Here is a 15235-nt window from a genome sequence, read left to right on the forward strand (position 1 = left end):
AAGGTGATTCAGTGGGGAATGTGCTGTTTACGATGGGCGGTGTTTATTGGATGAGACACTGAATTCATTGTTTCGAGATGTAAAAATAGAGTGTGACGGCGCCGTTGGACCATCGACCTAGGCGGCCAGCGGAGTCGTGCCGGCGGTGGGCTAGGCCGATGTGCTCAACGGCAGGTGTAGGGTTGGTGCTCACCTTGAGCTTTAGAGGGCGGCCCACGATCTATGCCGCACCTCAAAACTCAAGACATGCACTAGCGCTTGCCAAGAATCTTCCCAAGCATTTCTGGCCGCGGTGCCCCTTGCTGGCTTTGCAGATTGCCCTGTTCATCCTGATAGAAAATCGCCGGAGTCGCCTGCAACCCCATCTCTTCCATCAATGCCATGTTGGCTGCCAGCTTCTGCTGCACCGCCTCAGGCACCTGCTCCAGTGCCTTCAGCGTGCTGGCCTTGCCGGCTTTTTCATGCTGTTGCAGTGCCTTGGCCGGGTCTTTCGCAGCCAGCAGCGCCGCCGATTTACCCGGGCTGTCCTCGCGGATGATGCCGACCATGATATGGCGCAATTGCACCTTGCCCGACTCCACCCACGGCCGCGCCTGTTCCCAGAACATGTTGCAATAAGGGCAGTTCGGGTCGCTGAACAGGTACACCTTGCGCGGTGCATCGGCCTTGCCGTCGGCGATCCAGGCGGTTTTCTCCAGCTTCGCCCAGATTGCTTTGCTCATCGGTGCATACACCAGCTTTTCCAACGGCTCGGCGCTAAGGTCCTTGCCTTGTTCGTCGAACAGGCTGCCGACCACTACGTGCTTGCCGTCAGGGGTCAGGTACAGGGCCAGGGCGTTGTTCTGGTACTCGGCGGCGTAGCCGCGCAGGCCGTCAGGCGCGTTGAAGCTGCCTTTGATCACGGCGCCCTTGGCTTGCAGTTGCTGAACCGCCTTGGGCAGCTCTTCGGCCTGCAGGGGCGGGGCGGCCAGCAGGGCCAGGGACAGGGGCAGCAGTGCAGTCAGTCGCATGTCAGTTTCCTTGTGCGGCAGGGGCGGGCGCAGTGGCCCGGTCGAAAGGTTCCAGGGCGTGGCGCAGGCTGGCCCGGGACAGCTCGCCCAGGTGGCTGCCGATCAGCCGCCCGTCGGCGTCATAGAACAAGGTCGTGGGCAGGGCCATGGAACCGACCCGTTGGGCCAGCAGGCCGGTGCCGTCGAACAGCACGTGGGTCAGGCTCAGGCCGGTAGTGGCGAGGAAGGTGCTGACGTTTTCCGGGGTCTCGCCCTGATTGACGAACAGGAAGGTCACATGCGGGTATTCGCCTTGCGCCTGTTGCAGCACCGGCATCTCGCGCCGGCAAGGCGGGCACCAGGTGGCCCAGATGTTGATTACCAATGGCTTGCCGCGGTAGCTGTGCAGCGCCACCGGCTGGCCGCCAGCGTTGCGCAGGCTCAGTTCGGGCAGCTCGGTACCTTTGCTGTACAAATGTCCGCCGAAGCTGGCCAGGCCCCAGAACAGCGCGCCGCTGAACAGCGCCCAGCCCAGCGGGCGGCGCAGGCCTGGGTGGCGCCAGCCCTGCCACAGGGCACCAAAGACGATGCCGACAAGGCCCGTCCAGAGCAGGAACCCGCCATCGCGGATGTCGATCATTTGCAACGGCTCATCGCGGTACATCGGCCAGTAGGCCAGCACGAAGCCGGCACGGGCGCACAGCAGGCCGATCAGGAACAGGTTGAACAGCGCCGATTCCGGGCTTTCGCCGCCACGCCGGGCGACCCACCAGCCGACCACGCTGGCGATCACCAGGGCGGTGAGCATCAACAGGTGGTTGAGGGCCATCGTCAGTGGCCCGAGGGTTACGGTCAGCATCAGCCTTGGCTCCTGGTCTGGGCCCAGTGTTGCTGGAACGCGGCGGCATCCACCTCACCGGTAATGCGCCGCGCGCGGCGTTCGTCGCCTTCCGGGCCGATCCAGATGATGCTGGGCGGGCCGGGTACCTGGTAGCGCTGCAGCAAGGCTTTGCTGGCTGGGCTGTCGGCGGTCACGTCCAGGCGCAGCAGGTGCACCCCGGCCAGGCCGGCCTGCACGTCGCTGCGGGCGAACACCTGTTTTTCCATGACCTTGCACGACACGCACCAGTCGGCATAGTAGTCGAGCATCACCCACTGGCCACGAGCCTTGGCCGCATCCAGTTCACGTTGCAGGTCTTCGGGGCGGCTGACCGTGACGAAGCTGTCTTCGGCATGCTGGCCAGCGACTGGCGCGCCACCACCACCGGTGAACGGGCGCAGCGGCTGCCACAGGTCATCGCCACCGGCTGCGGCGCCTACCAGCAACAGGCCGCCCCACAGGGCGCCCAGCAACGGTACGGCGCGCAACGCTGGCAGGCGCTGCAGGGCCGGCCAAGTAGCCCAGGCCAGGGCGATCAGCCAGGCGCCGCTCAGGGCCAGCAGCAGCGTGGCGGGCAACAGGCTGCGCACGGTATACAGCGCCATGGCCAGGAACACGAAGCCGAACACGCCCTTGACCCGGTCCATCCAGGCGCCTGGGCGCGGCAGGTAACGGTTGCCCAGGGTTACCAGCAACAGCAGCGGTACGCCCATGCCCAGGCCGAGGCTGAACAGCACCAGCGCGCCCTGCAGCACGTCGCCGCTCTGGGCGATGTACAGCAGCGCGCCGGCCAATGGCGCAGTCATGCACGGGCCCAGCAGCAGGCCGGACAACGCCCCGAGCAGCGCCGCGCCATACAGGTTGCCGCCACGGGTGCCTTGCCCGGCGCGGTCAAGGCGGTCCCGCACGGCGGCGGGCAGTTGCAGCTCGAAGGCGCCAAACATGGGCAGGGCCAGCAGCACGAACAGCCCCGCGAGGCTGCCCAGCAGCCAGGGTTGCTGCAGCCAGGCCTGCAGGCTGGCACCCAGCAGCGCGGCAACCACGCCCAGGGCGGCGTACACCAGTGCCATGCTCAGCACATACACCCCGGCCAGCAGCCAGCCGCGTCGGGCGCTGGCGCCATTGCCCAGTACCAGCCCGGCAAGGATCGGCAGCATCGGGAGCGAGCAGGGGGTAAACGCCAGCAGCAGGCCCAGGCCGAAGAACGCCAGCAGGCTCCAGGCCAGGTGGCCCTGTTGCAGGCCACTGGCCAGGGCCTGGTCGCTGGCTTGCTCGGCGGTTGGGGCCACACTGCCGCCCAGCTCGATCAGGGTGGTTTGCGGTGGATAGCACAGGCCGGCGTCGGCGCAGCCTTGCCAGCCCAGGCGCAACTGGCCTTGGGCATTGGCCGGCAGCAGCAGTTCGAGCTGGTCGCGGTACACCGCGCTGTCACCAAAGAATTCGTCATGGTGGTTGAGCGCCGGCGGCAACTGCGGGTGCTGCTCGGCAGGCAGGCCGTCGAATTTCAAGCGCTTCTGGTACAGGTAGTAGCCCGGCTTGATCTGGAAATACAGGCGCATCTGGCCATCGGCCTGGCGGTCGTGGGTGAGCACGAAGGCCTGGTCGACCGGCAGGAAGTCCGGTTTTACATCGAACGGGCTGGCCTGCAACGGCCCGGCCAGAAGCAGTGTGAGGAAGAGCAGGAGGACGCGCATGTCTTCGCCTTGGCAGATCTAGGAATGGGGCCATGCTGGCTGGGGTTGATTAAAGGAAGGTTAACTCTGGTTTTTGGGCAGATGCTTGTCGGGGGATTTTTAGCGCCTGGGAGATCGAGCGCCGCCCGCGCGGCGCATCGCGAGCTGCGCTCGCTCCTACGTTTGTTTCCGGCCAGTTACGCCTGTGACGGGCGCGCGCGACCGCCTTGTTTGTCCGACGCGATATGGCGCCATGCACCAAGGCGTTCGCGCGCAAATCCCCCAGAAATAACTGGCCCGAAACAAACGTAGGAGCGAGCGCAGCTCGCGATGCGCCGCGCGGGCGGCGCTCGATCTCCCAGGCGCCAAGAATCCCCCGGCAAACACCTGACAGCCCACCCCCAATCCCCCATCACCCCAGACACACCGCGACATATTGTCGGCTTGACTTTGCCTATCCCCACTCACTTGCTGTAAAGTTGACGCACAAGTCAGCTTTCCCCGCTAGCACTAGAATCAAAAATAGGGCAGGCCCCCCACTGCCCAGAGGATCAAGCATGTCCAACCGTGATATTTCCAGGCGCGCCTTCTTGCAAGGCGGGCTGATAGCTGGTGTCGGTGTGACCATGGCGCCACTCGGCAGCCAGGCGTTCGCCGCACTGATGGAGGACCGCGTCACCACCTCGCCGCAGAAGTGGATGAACCATGACGGCAAGGCGCGTTTCCGTAACGATGCCTTGTCCAAGGTGTGTGGCGACAAGGTGTTCGCCCGCGATATCCGCGCCAAGGACATGCCTGGCTGGCCAACGCAGCAAGGCCACGCGCTGCTGCTCAAGGCCACCAAGGCCGACCGTATCTATGCCGGGCATGACCTTAGCCTGCTCGGAAGCGAGTTGCAGCCGGACCGCATCGTTACCGCTGCCGACCTTGAGAAAGACGGTCTCGCCTGGCCCGAGGCCCATTCGCCCGACCCGCTGCTGCCGCCCGGCAAGGTGCCGATGTTCATTGGCCACCCGGTGGCAATCCTGATCTGGCACGACTTCGAGCGCTTCCGCCAGGCCAAACGCAAGCTGCAGTTCAACGAACAGGCGATCCGCTACGGCGCCCAGGCACCGCTGTACCAGCGCGACCCTTACGGCAGCTTCCGCTTCGTGCGCGTCGGCGGTGCCACGCCGTTCGACGACGATGAATTCTCGAGCCTGAAGAATTCCATGCTGTTCCCGACCATTCTCAACCGCAAGCCGGTGTGGTCGAAACAGCCCAACCAGCATGGCGACCTGACCGAGCAGGGGCTGTTCTACGCCAAGCGCATGGCCGAGCAACTGGACAACCCGCCCGAGGACTGGCTGGTGTTCGACGAGCGCTACAAAACGCCGTCCATCGAACCCGCCGCGCTGGAGCCGGACAACGGCAATGGCTGGTACGACCCGGCCAGCGGCACGCTGCACTTCGTGGTCGCCACCCAGTGCCCGTTCGAAGTGGCGCAGGAATGCGTGCACATGATCAAGCCGTCGCGTTTCGCCCTGAACACGCTGAACATGCACCCGGGTTACACCGTGGGCTATGGCTCCAAAGACAACAACATCTTCGTCTTCTACGCCGCCGTGGCTGCGCTGTATGGCGCCGGCGTGCCGATCCGCCTGGCCAACGACCGTTACGAGCAGTTCCAGAGTGGCATCAAGCGCCATGCCTTCGATATCCGCTACCAGTTGGCCGTGGACAAAAAGGACAACAGCTTCAAGATCTTCCGCGCCGACATGAGCTGCGACGGCGGCGGGCGCATCAACTACAGCCCGTCGGTAGCTGCGGTGGGGGCTACGGCAGCGCAGTCGATCTATTACATGCCGCAGAACGACCTGTCGGTCACCGCCTACCATTCTCGCGGTGTCGAGGCCGGCTCCATGCGCGGCTACGGCACCTTGCAGAGCATGGCGGCCACCGAGATGATGGTCGATGAAATTGCCGGCCGCCTGGGCGTCGATGCCATCGACCTGCGCCGTGCCAACGCGCTGAAATCGGGCATGAAAAACACCCAGGGCGCGGTGCCGGCGGGCGCGCTGCGTCTGTACGAGATTCTCGACAAGGCCGCCGTGCATGAAGGGTGGCGCAACCGCGATACGCGCAAGCAGCAGATGGACGCGCAGGACCAGGACCACTGGTACGGCGTGGGCTTTGCAATTTGCCAGAAGGACTTCGGCACCGGCTCCGAGGCGCCGATGGCCAGCATTGAGTTCAGCCGCGAGGGCCGCATCAGCCTGCGCCACATCGGCACCGAGCTGGGCACCGGCATGTCTACCTCGCAGGCCCTGGTGGTCAGCGATTTCCTTGGCCGCTCGGCTGACGAGGTCAGGACTGCGGTCACCGAATGGCCAGAGCTGCAACTGAGCACCAGTGGCAACCCGTACCTGATCAGCCAGCCCGAGCAGGATGCCGCGCTGCGCAACCCGCGCTGGGTGGGCAAGCTGGCGTCGCCATCGTCGGCGACCAACTCGGCCTTCTACTTCAGCCATGCCACCCGCGAAGCGGCGCGCGTGCTGTTCAACCACGGCCTGTGGCCGGCGGCCATGGCCATCTGGAGCCAGGGCCCGCATGGCGGCCAGGCCAACCCGCTGGTGGTGCGCCGCGAGAACGCGGTGTGGGTCAATGGTGAGCTGACCGGTAACGGCCTGCAGCCGATCCCGTTCGCCCAGCTGGCACAGAAGGCCCACGACATGGGCCTGGTCACCGGCGCCAGTGTGCACGGTTTCAACCGTTGGAGCTGGGCCGAGGCTGACTTCGTCATCGACGGCGTGCGCGAGCGCTTCCCGCTCGACGCCGTGGCGGTGAAGTACGGCGATGGCGCAGTGAGCGCCAAGAAGGCGCAGATGAGCAGCCACGGTTACCACCTGCTCGACCGGCAGAACGCAGCCTACCCCGATACCCAGCTGAACAACGCCATGGTCACCTACTACAGCCCGGTGGCAACCCTCGTTGAAGTCAAGGTCAACAAGGGCACCCATGAAGTGCAAGTGCTCAACCATCACAGCTGGGTCGAGTGCGGCCGGGTGCTGGTACCGGAGCTGGTCAAGGGCCAGCTAGAAGGCGGTATCGCCATGGGCATCGGCCACGCGCTGACAGAAGAAATGCCGTTGTACGAGGGTGGGCCCGGGGAGGGCGACTGGAACTTCAACCGCTACCGCCTGCCGCATGCGCGCGACGTGGCGGTGTGGCAGCAGACCAGCGAAATTCTCCCGCCGCTGTCACCGACCGACCCGTCCAAGGGCATCGCCGAAGTGGTGATGATCCCGGTCGTGGGGGCCATCGGCAATGCCGTTGCCCATGCCATCGGCAAGCGCGTGCGCGATCTCCCTATCACCCCAGCCCGTATCAAGGAGGCCCTCAATGGCTAACCGTCCACTGCAACTGACCCTCAACGGTCAACCGGTCGGCCCGGTCGAGGTCCCCGCTGACCTGGCGATGATCGACTACCTGCACGAACACCAGAACCTCACCGGCTCGCGCCTGGGCTGTGGCCAGGGCATCTGCCACGCCTGCGTGGTGATCGTCGACAACCCCGACGGCACCAGCGAGGAAGTGCGCACCTGCATCACCGGCGCCCACTATTTCGAGGGCAAGAAGGTGCGCACCATCGAGGGCCACGCCAAACCGGACGAGGCCGGCAACCTGACGCTGAACCCGATCCAGCAGAAGTTCGTTGACCTGTTCGCCTTCCAGTGCAGCTACTGCGCGCCGGGGTTCGTCAACGCTGCTACCGTGCTGGTGGAAACGGCCCAGCGCCAGCCGTTGAAGAAGAGCGAAGTGGAAGACCGCATCGAGGCCAGCCTCGGGCACCACATCTGCCGCTGCACCGGCTACGTGCGTTATTACGACGCTACCCGCAAGGTGCTCAACGATCTCGGCCTGGTCAAGGAGGGTTGAGCATGGGCTTTGTACGTAGCGCATGGGCGTTGGCACTGGGTCTGGCCGTCAGTTCGTTTGCCCTGGCGGCCGACGAGGCCCAGGTCAAGCGCGGTGAATACCTGGCACGCGCGGCCGACTGCATGGCCTGCCATACTGCCGAAGGCGGCGCGCCGTATGCTGGCGGGCTGCCGATTCATTCGCCGTTTGGCACCATTTACGGCAGCAACATCACCCCGGACAAGCAATACGGCATCGGCAACTACAGCGCCGACGAGTTCTTCGCCGCAGTCACCGAGGGCAAGCGCAAGGACGGCGCCAATCTGTATCCGGCGATGCCTTACACCTCGTACCACCTGATCAAGCGTGAAGATTCGGACGCGATCCTCGCCTACCTGATGACCATCCCGCCGATCAACCGCCCGGCACCGCAGACCGCGTTGCGCTTCCCGTTCAATGTGCGGATGGGCCTGAGTGGCTGGAACATGCTGTATGGCAAGAGCGTGCAGTTGCAGCCAACCGAAGGCAAAAGCCCGGCCTGGCAGCGTGGCCAGTACATGGTCGAGGTCATGGGCCATTGCGGCGAATGCCATACCCCGCGCAATCCCATCGGCGCGCTGCAGCAGGACCAGCGCCTGACCGGTGGCTTGCTTGGCGGCTACCTGGCGCCGAGCCTGCTGGCCCAGGACCTGGCCGAACGCGGCTGGACCCAGCCAGACCTGACCACCTTCCTCAAGCACGGCATCAGTGCCCAGGGCAGCATGTTCAACGAGATGTTCCCGGTGGTGCACCACAGCACCCAACACCTGGAAGACGCAGACCTGGCGGCCATGGCCACTTACCTGCTGGGCGACCAGCCACCGCCGGCCAAGGCCATCCAGGCAGTTGCCCTGGAGCAGATGAGCGACAGCGCCAAGCGCGGCCACCAGCAGTACCTGAACGTCTGCGCCGGCTGCCATGGTGTCGACGGCGAGGGCAAGCCGCACATCGCCGTGGCCATGCAGGGCAACACCGTGCTGCGCCAGGGTGACTCGCGCAACCTGGTCAAGGTCATCCTCGAAGGTATTCGTGAACAGCAGTTCACCGGCTTTGAACGCATGCAGCCAATGCCAGGCTTTGCCGACAAGCTGGATGACCAGCAGGTGACGGATATGGTCAACTACCTGCGCCAGGCGTGGGGTGGACTGCCCGGTGACCTGAAGGTACAGCAGCTCGCCGAGCTGAAGGCGGAGTAAACGTGCAACATCTCGATCTACAGGTGATTCGTCAGGCCTTGCAGTGGTCGTGCAACGGGCAACGTGTGTGGTTGTGCACGGTGCTGGCCACCTATGGCTCGGCGCCGCGTGCGCCGGGCTCGCTGCTGGCTGTCAATGCCAGTGGCCAGTGGCTGGGGTCGCTGTCCGGTGGCTGTGTCGAAGACGACTTTCTCGAACGCGTGGCCCTGGGTGAATTCCCGGAGCCGGTTGCCATCGTGCGTTACGGCGATGGCAGCGACCCGCGTTCGAGTGTCCGCTTGCCGTGTGGCGGTGTGCTTGAAGTGCTGGTGGAGAACCTGCCGGCCGAGTGCGAGGTGCAGGCGCACCTGCGTGAGATGGAAAGCGCGCTGCAGGGCCAGCGCCGGGTGCTGCGTGAAGTGAGCTTGCCCGAAGGTACCCGCCATCTGGCCGATGACCCTTCCCAGGGACCACGCGTCGAGCGGGAAGCAGCCTGTGTTCGCTTGCGTGTCGGCGCGGCCCAGCGCCTGCTGCTGGCCGGCTATTCCAGCGTGGCGCATTTTTGTGCCGAGTTCGGCAAAGGCATGGGGTTTGAAGTCATCCTTTGCGAGCCGCGGGACGAAGTGCTGGATGGCGTGCGGCTGGACGGCGTTGAAGTGCGCCGCGAGTTGCCTTCGGAGTTTATCCACCATGGCGGTTGCCATGCCGACACGGCGGTGGTGGCTTTGACCCACGACCCGAAGATCGACGACCTGGCGATGCTTGAAGCGGTGCGTACCGAGGCTTTCTACATTGGCGTGATGGGCTCCCGGGTGACCTCCGACAAGCGCCGTGAGCGCTTGCAGCGCATCGGCGGCCTGGGTGAAGTGGAATTGGGCCGCATCCATGCCCCGATCGGCCTCAACCTGGGCAGCAAGACCCCGGCCGAGATCGCACTGGCGGTGTTGGCCGATATCCTGCGGGTGCGCAACGGCATTGCGCGGGTGGCGCTGTGAGCGTGGTGGCCCTGGTGCTGGCGGCAGGGCGCGGTACGCGTTTCGGTTCCGACAAGCGCCGGGCCACCCTGGCCGATGGCCGCAGCTTGCTGGCGCATAGCGTGGAGCGAGCCCGGGCGGTGTTCGATGATGTGCGCGTGGTATTGCGCGCAGGTGAGCGGGCCGAGGATTTTGGCTTGCCCCCCGATTGCCAGGTAGTCATCAGCCATCAAGCGGCCGCGGGCATGGGGCACAGCCTGGCGGCCGGCGCTCGGTCTTTGCTCGACAGCCATGCCCAGGCAGTGGCCATTTTGCTGGGTGACATGCCGTGGATCGAGTCGGCAACCTTGCGCCAACTGGCCGCAGCGGCCGCGGCTTCGACCATCGTGTTGCCACGCCATGCGGGGCAGCAGGGGCATCCGGTGATGTTCGGGCGTGATTTCTGGCCTGCGCTGGGGCAATTGTCCGGCGATGAAGGGGCGCGCTCGGTGGTGCAGGCCAATCGGGGCAGTTGTGTGGTGATCGAACTGGCAGATGCCGGGGTGTTGCTGGATGTCGATACGCCACAGGGGTTGATGTAGGGCCCTGGTGCTCACCACTGCACCCAAGACGAACACCCTGACCCACCCACAAAGGTCCATAATGCCCCCTTAATCCGCCCAAGGTGCAATGCCAGCCACACCACTCCGGGAGCCCCACCATGCACGTTCTGCTCTGCGAGGACGACGACCTGATCGCCGCCGGCATCTGCGCCGGCCTCACCGCCCAGGGCCTGACCGTGGACCGGGTGGGCAACGCCGCCGCTGCGCGGGCGATGTTGCAGGCCGCGCAGTTCGACGTGATGATCCTCGACCTCGGCCTGCCCGACGAAGACGGCCTCAAGCTGCTGCGCCGCCTGCGCCAGCAGGGTGTGGACCTGCCAGTGCTGGTACTCACGGCCCGCGATGCCGTCACCGACCGCGTCGATGGCCTGCAGGCCGGCGCCGATGACTACCTGCTCAAGCCGTTCGACCTGCGCGAGCTGGCCGCTCGCCTGCATACCCTGCTGCGGCGGGTGGCCGGGCGGGCGGTGAATGTGATCGAGCACGGGCCGTTGCGCTATGACCCGAGCAGCTGCGAGGCGACCCTGGCCGGCCAATCGGTCGACCTGTCCCGCCGTGAGCAGGCCTTGCTCCAGGCGTTGCTGCAAAACCCCGGGCGGGTGCTGTCCAGTGAACAGCTTAAAGATTGCGTATACGGCTTCAGCGATGAAGTCGAAAGCAACGCCCTGAACGTGCATATCCACCACCTGCGGCGCAAGCTGGGCAACGGCATTGTCGAGACCGTGCGTGGCCTGGGTTATCGGCTGGGCCCTGCGCAGGCCCCGGAGGAGGCCGCCTCATGAGCCTGCGGGTACGCCTGAGCCTGATTCTGGGCAGCGCTTTCGTGATCATCTGGGCGCTGGCCGCGGCGTGGATGCTGCGTGACCTGCGCCAGCAGATGATGTTTTCCCTCGACCAGCGCCTGGTAGCCTCGGCGCGCATGGTCGCCGGCCTGATCGACCAGTTGCCGCAACCCCTGACTGCCAAGGGCGGGGAGGCGCACTTTTCCGCCGACCAGTTCAGTGTGCCGGACGGCATGGCCTGCCAGGTCAGTTCGCTGCGTGGCGAGATCCTTGCCAGCAACCATAAGCACGATGGCGCCATGGACGACGAGCGCAGTGGCTTCCGTGACCAGACCATCGACGATGCCCTGTGGCGCACCTTCACCTACAACCACGGTGATGTGCGCATCACCACTGCCGACCGGCACATGGAGCGCGAGGCGCTGAACCAGTCGATCCTGCTGGCCGCTTCGGCGCCCGTGCTGATGGCCCTGCTCGGCAGCCTGGGGCTGTTGTGGATTGGCCTGGGCAAGGGCCTGGAGCCGCTCAACCGCATGCGCGACGCGTTGCGCCGTAGGCGCGCGGACAGTGTCGAACCCTTGCAGGTGGCGGGCATGCCCAGCGAGTTGCAGCCCTTGCTGGAAACCCAGAACCAGCTGTTCCTGCGTATAGCCCAGACCCTTGAGCGCGAGCGGCGCCTGACCGACGATGCGGCCCATGAATTGCGCAGCCCGCTGACCGCCATCAAGACCCACCTGCAGGTGGCACGCATGACCGATGGCGCGGTGCGCGAGCAGGCGCTGGAGCATGCCGAGCAGGGCACCGACCGCATGCACCGCACGCTGGAGCAGTTGCTGATGCTGGCGCGGGTGGAAGGCAGCCTGTCGTTCGAGGATGGGGTGCAGTGCAGCGCCGAGCAGGTGGCCCGCCAGGCGGTGCAGGACGCCGGTGGGGGTGACAACCGCCGCATCGTGCTGCGTCTGCCTGAAGAAGCCACGCAAATCTACCTGGGCATGCCCGCACCGTTGGCGGTGGCCGCGCTGCGCAACCTGCTGGACAACGCATTGCGCCATGGCGGCGATGAGGCGGTGGAGCTGGAGGTGCAGATGGCCGACGGCCAGGTGGGCTTCATGGTGCGCGACCACGGGCCAGGGATTGCCGAAGGCGACCTTGAGCACCTGACCGAGCGCTTCTGGCGCAATGGGCAGAGTGGCGGCTGCGGGTTGGGTTTGGCGATTGTCCAGGCGATCGTGCAGCGGTGTGCGGGTAGCCTGCGCTTTGACAGCCGTAGCGATGGGTTGCGGGTGCTCTTGCAAGTACCGGCGCGATCCGGGCATTGATGTTTATCGGCTGGGCGGGCCTCTTCGCGGGTGAACCCGCTCCCACAGGTACTGCACAGGCTTCAAGAGCGGTGCGATTCCTGTGGGAGCGGGTTCACCCGCGAAGAGGCCGGTGCAGGCAAAGTAAAATCCAGTAACAACCGCTAAATCCTCCCGGCACTCAAGCGTTTTTCAAGCGATAACTGCCCATTCGCTTGCTTGCGAGGATTTACCCATGTCCACCGCTTCCAGCCTTGCCCAGGTTGCACCGGTCAACGCGTCGCAACCTTTGTACGAGTTTACCGAATCCCCCCTGCTGCAACGCCAGCAACAGCAGGAGTCCAATGCCCGCAGCTACCCACGGCGTATTCCGCTGGCGCTCAAGCGCGCCCGTGGCATCTATGTGGAGGATGTTGAAGGCCGCCAGTTCATCGACTGCCTGGCGGGCGCCGGCACGCTTGCGTTGGGCCACAACCACCCGGTGGTGGTCGAGGCGATCCAGCGTGTGCTGGCCGATGAGCTGCCCTTGCATACCCTGGACCTGACCACGCCGGTGAAGGACCGCTTCGTCCAGGACCTGTTCGGCATTCTGCCCGAGGCGCTGCGCCGCGAGGCCAAGGTACAGTTCTGCGGCCCGACCGGCACTGATGCCGTGGAGGCGGCGCTCAAGCTGGTGCGCACGGCCACCGGCCGGAGCACTGTGCTGGCCTTCCATGGCGCCTACCACGGCATGAGCCAGGGCGCGTTGAACCTGATGGGCAGCAACGGGCCGAAGCAGCCGCTGGGCGCCTTGCTCGGCAACGGCGTGCAGTTCATGCCGTACCCCTACGACTACCGCTGCCCCTTCGGCCTGGGCGGTGAAGCAGGGGTCAGGGCCAACCTGCATTACCTGGAAAACCTGCTGCTCGACCCGGAAAGCGGCGTGCCTCTGCCGGCGGCAGTGATCCTTGAGGTGGTGCAGGGCGAGGGTGGTGTGATCCCGGCCGATATCGAATGGCTCAAAGGGGTCCGCCGTATTACCGAGCAGGCCGGCGTTGCGCTGATCATCGACGAGATCCAGAGCGGCTTTGCCCGCACCGGGCGCATGTTCGCCTTCGAACATGCCGGCATCGTGCCGGACGTGGTCACCTTGTCCAAGGCCATTGGCGGCAGCCTGCCGCTGGCGGTGGTGGTGTACCGCGACTGGCTGGATACCTGGAAGCCGGGTGCGCATGCCGGTACCTTCCGTGGCAACCAGATGGCCATGGCCGCGGGGTCGGCGGTCATCAACTACCTGATCGAGCATCGCCTGGCCGAGCATGCCGAGGCCATGGGGCAGCGTTTGCGCCAGCACCTGCTGCAGTTGCAGCGCGATTATCCGCAACTGGGTGATGTTCGCGGGCGTGGCTTGATGCTGGGGGTCGAGTTGGTGGACCCGCAGGGCAGAACGGATGCCTTGGGTCATCCGCTGGCCAACCGAGAGCTGGCGGCCAAGGTGCAGCGTGAGTGCCTGAAGCGCGGGCTGATCCTGGAACTGGGCGGGCGGCATGGCGCAGTGGTGCGCTTCCTGCCGCCACTGATCATCAGCGCCGAGCAGGTTGATGAAGTGGCGCAGCGTTTTGCCGAGGCGCTTGTGGGAGCGGGCTTGCCCCGCGAAGCAGACAACGCTGTGCATGGCTCCGGCTGCGCCGGGGTTCGTGGGACAAGCCCGCTTTCATAGAACAACGTATTGATTTGGCGTCAACCTGTGGGAGCGGGCTTGCCCCGCGAACACCGGCAAAGCCGGTGCCATGCACAGCGTTGCCTGCTTCGCGGGACAAGCCCGCTCCCACACCAGGCACTGTTCTTCGCGTGACAGCGCAGCCTATAGGGGATGAGTGGCCTCCCACAAAGTCACCGCTAAATCAGTCAATCAAAGGTCCGCCCGGCCCGCCAATAGCCCATCAAGGTCAGGCACTCGCGCGGCAGCCCGCGCTCCTTGATCAGGTAGCGGCGAATATCCATGACGGTCGCCGATTCCCCCGCCACCCAGGCATGAAACGCACTGTTGGCGCTACTGGCCTGCTCCCACAGTATCCGTGTATCGATATCCACCTCTTCCAGCTTCACTCGCGGTGCGGCTTGCCCCTGCGGCAGGCTGGCCAGTTCGCGCACGGCATGCTGCATGGCCTGGCCATGCTCGCAATTGAGCAACTCGCGGGGCAACCAGTGAAGGTCGGTGGCGCTGCCATGGTGCAAAGGCAGGCAGTCAGCCTCCAGCGGTACCTCGATGAATGCCTGCACCGCCAATCCGGGCTGGTCGTCGGCCAGTTGCTCAAGAATGCCGGCAATTGCCGGCAGCGCGGTTTCGTCACCGACCAACAGTATGTGGCGCACACCCTGTGGCGGTTTCCATTCATAGCCACCGGTGTCGCCCTCGTAGGCCAGGTTGGGCGCCACCATCTGCAAGCTGTCACCCACCTGCGCGTGGGTAGCCCAGGCCGAAGCGGGGCCGTTGACGCCATGCAGCACGAAATCGATATCCACTTCCAGCGCCTCGCGGCGCAGGGCGCGGATGGTGTAGGTGCGCATGGGCGGGCGCTGGTCTGCCGGCAAGGCGCTGTGGGCAGCCTTCCAGTGCCGCTCGTTGCTCAGGTTTGGCCGTGAGCCGTCGGGCGCGGGAAACAGCAGCTTGACCCGCTGGTCCGGCGCCAATGTGGTCATTTCGGCAACATCCGGGCCGCTGAACACCAGGCGGGTCAGCGAAGGGCTGAGCGCGATCCGCCGCTTCAGTTGCACATCGAAAATCCGGTAGCTGGGCTGTTTGCCGGGCAGCGCTTGAGTGACCCGCTTGCGCAGGGTGTTGGCCAGGGTGGAGAGCATCGCGAGGGCCGCCTTCTGGAGAATGGGTATGACGTTCAGACGAGTCGCCCACCCGGCGATTTAATCGGGCAGCCCGGGCGGTCGT

General features: G+C 65.3%; 11 protein-coding genes and 1 pseudogene. 8 read left to right on the forward strand and 4 right to left on the reverse strand.

Going from position 1 to position 15235, the window contains the following annotated elements; all coding sequences use genetic code 11:
- Positions 1 to 251 precede the first annotated feature (251 nt).
- Genes dsbG through dsbD form a run of 3 tightly spaced genes read right to left on the reverse strand, consistent with a single transcriptional unit; the run spans position 252 to position 3563 of the window.
- Positions 252 to 1010, reverse strand: coding sequence for a thiol:disulfide interchange protein DsbG (gene dsbG / locus J3A71_RS09510; protein ID WP_016488323.1), 759 nt, complete (start codon positions 1008 to 1010; stop codon positions 252 to 254).
- A gap of 1 nt (position 1011) precedes the next feature.
- Positions 1012 to 1848: a TlpA disulfide reductase family protein gene (locus tag J3A71_RS09515; RefSeq protein WP_016488322.1), complete on the reverse strand. Its 837-nt coding sequence runs from the start codon at positions 1846 to 1848 to the stop codon at positions 1012 to 1014.
- The gene (dsbD, locus tag J3A71_RS09520; protein ID WP_060519307.1) at positions 1848 to 3563 is read right to left on the reverse strand and encodes a protein-disulfide reductase DsbD; all 1716 of its coding nucleotides are present in this window, start codon (positions 3561 to 3563) and stop codon (positions 1848 to 1850) included. Before dsbD ends, J3A71_RS09515 begins: the two co-directional genes overlap by 1 nt.
- A gap of 536 nt (positions 3564 to 4099) precedes the next feature.
- Between dsbD and J3A71_RS09525 the strand changes: the two genes are divergently transcribed.
- From J3A71_RS09525 to J3A71_RS09560, 8 genes and pseudogenes are all read left to right on the forward strand, one after another.
- Positions 4100 to 6931 (forward strand): xanthine dehydrogenase family protein molybdopterin-binding subunit, encoded by a 2832-nt coding sequence (locus J3A71_RS09525; protein WP_016488320.1) that lies wholly within the window; start codon positions 4100 to 4102, stop codon positions 6929 to 6931.
- On the forward strand, positions 6924 to 7460 hold the full coding sequence (locus J3A71_RS09530) for a (2Fe-2S)-binding protein (RefSeq protein WP_016488319.1): 537 nt from the start codon (positions 6924 to 6926) through the stop codon (positions 7458 to 7460). The genes J3A71_RS09525 and J3A71_RS09530 overlap by 8 nt, the downstream gene beginning before the upstream one ends.
- Before the next feature lie 2 nt (positions 7461 to 7462).
- Positions 7463 to 8674 carry a cytochrome c gene (locus J3A71_RS09535; RefSeq protein WP_016488318.1) on the forward strand — a complete coding sequence of 404 codons (1212 nt, stop codon included), beginning with the start codon at positions 7463 to 7465 and terminating at the stop codon, positions 8672 to 8674.
- 2 nt (positions 8675 to 8676) lie between these two features.
- Entirely contained in the window at positions 8677 to 9648 is a 972-nt protein-coding gene (locus J3A71_RS09540; protein WP_016488317.1) for an XdhC family protein, read from the forward strand.
- Positions 9645 to 10208, forward strand: coding sequence for a nucleotidyltransferase family protein (locus tag J3A71_RS09545; RefSeq protein WP_060519303.1), 564 nt, complete (start codon positions 9645 to 9647; stop codon positions 10206 to 10208). The genes J3A71_RS09540 and J3A71_RS09545 overlap by 4 nt, the downstream gene beginning before the upstream one ends.
- Positions 10209 to 10327: 119 nt before the next feature.
- The gene (locus tag J3A71_RS09550; protein WP_016488315.1) at positions 10328 to 11011 is read left to right on the forward strand and encodes a response regulator transcription factor; all 684 of its coding nucleotides are present in this window, start codon (positions 10328 to 10330) and stop codon (positions 11009 to 11011) included.
- Positions 11008 to 12330: an ATP-binding protein gene (locus tag J3A71_RS09555; RefSeq protein ID WP_016488314.1), complete on the forward strand. Its 1323-nt coding sequence runs from the start codon at positions 11008 to 11010 to the stop codon at positions 12328 to 12330. The genes J3A71_RS09550 and J3A71_RS09555 overlap by 4 nt, the downstream gene beginning before the upstream one ends.
- Before the next feature lie 214 nt (positions 12331 to 12544).
- Positions 12545 to 13921 (forward strand): annotated as a pseudogene (locus J3A71_RS09560) (aspartate aminotransferase family protein); the annotation flags it as partial.
- 275 nt (positions 13922 to 14196) lie between these two features.
- Here the strand turns inward: J3A71_RS09560 and J3A71_RS09565 are convergent.
- Complete coding sequence (locus tag J3A71_RS09565) at positions 14197 to 15150, reverse strand: siderophore-interacting protein (protein ID WP_060519301.1); 954 nt, start codon at positions 15148 to 15150, stop codon at positions 14197 to 14199.
- Between the last annotated feature and the right edge of the window lie 85 nt (positions 15151 to 15235).

Source organism: Pseudomonas sp. PvP089 (genome assembly GCF_017875165.1).
GTDB classification, from domain to species: Bacteria; Pseudomonadota; Gammaproteobacteria; order Pseudomonadales; family Pseudomonadaceae; genus Aquipseudomonas; species Aquipseudomonas fortuita.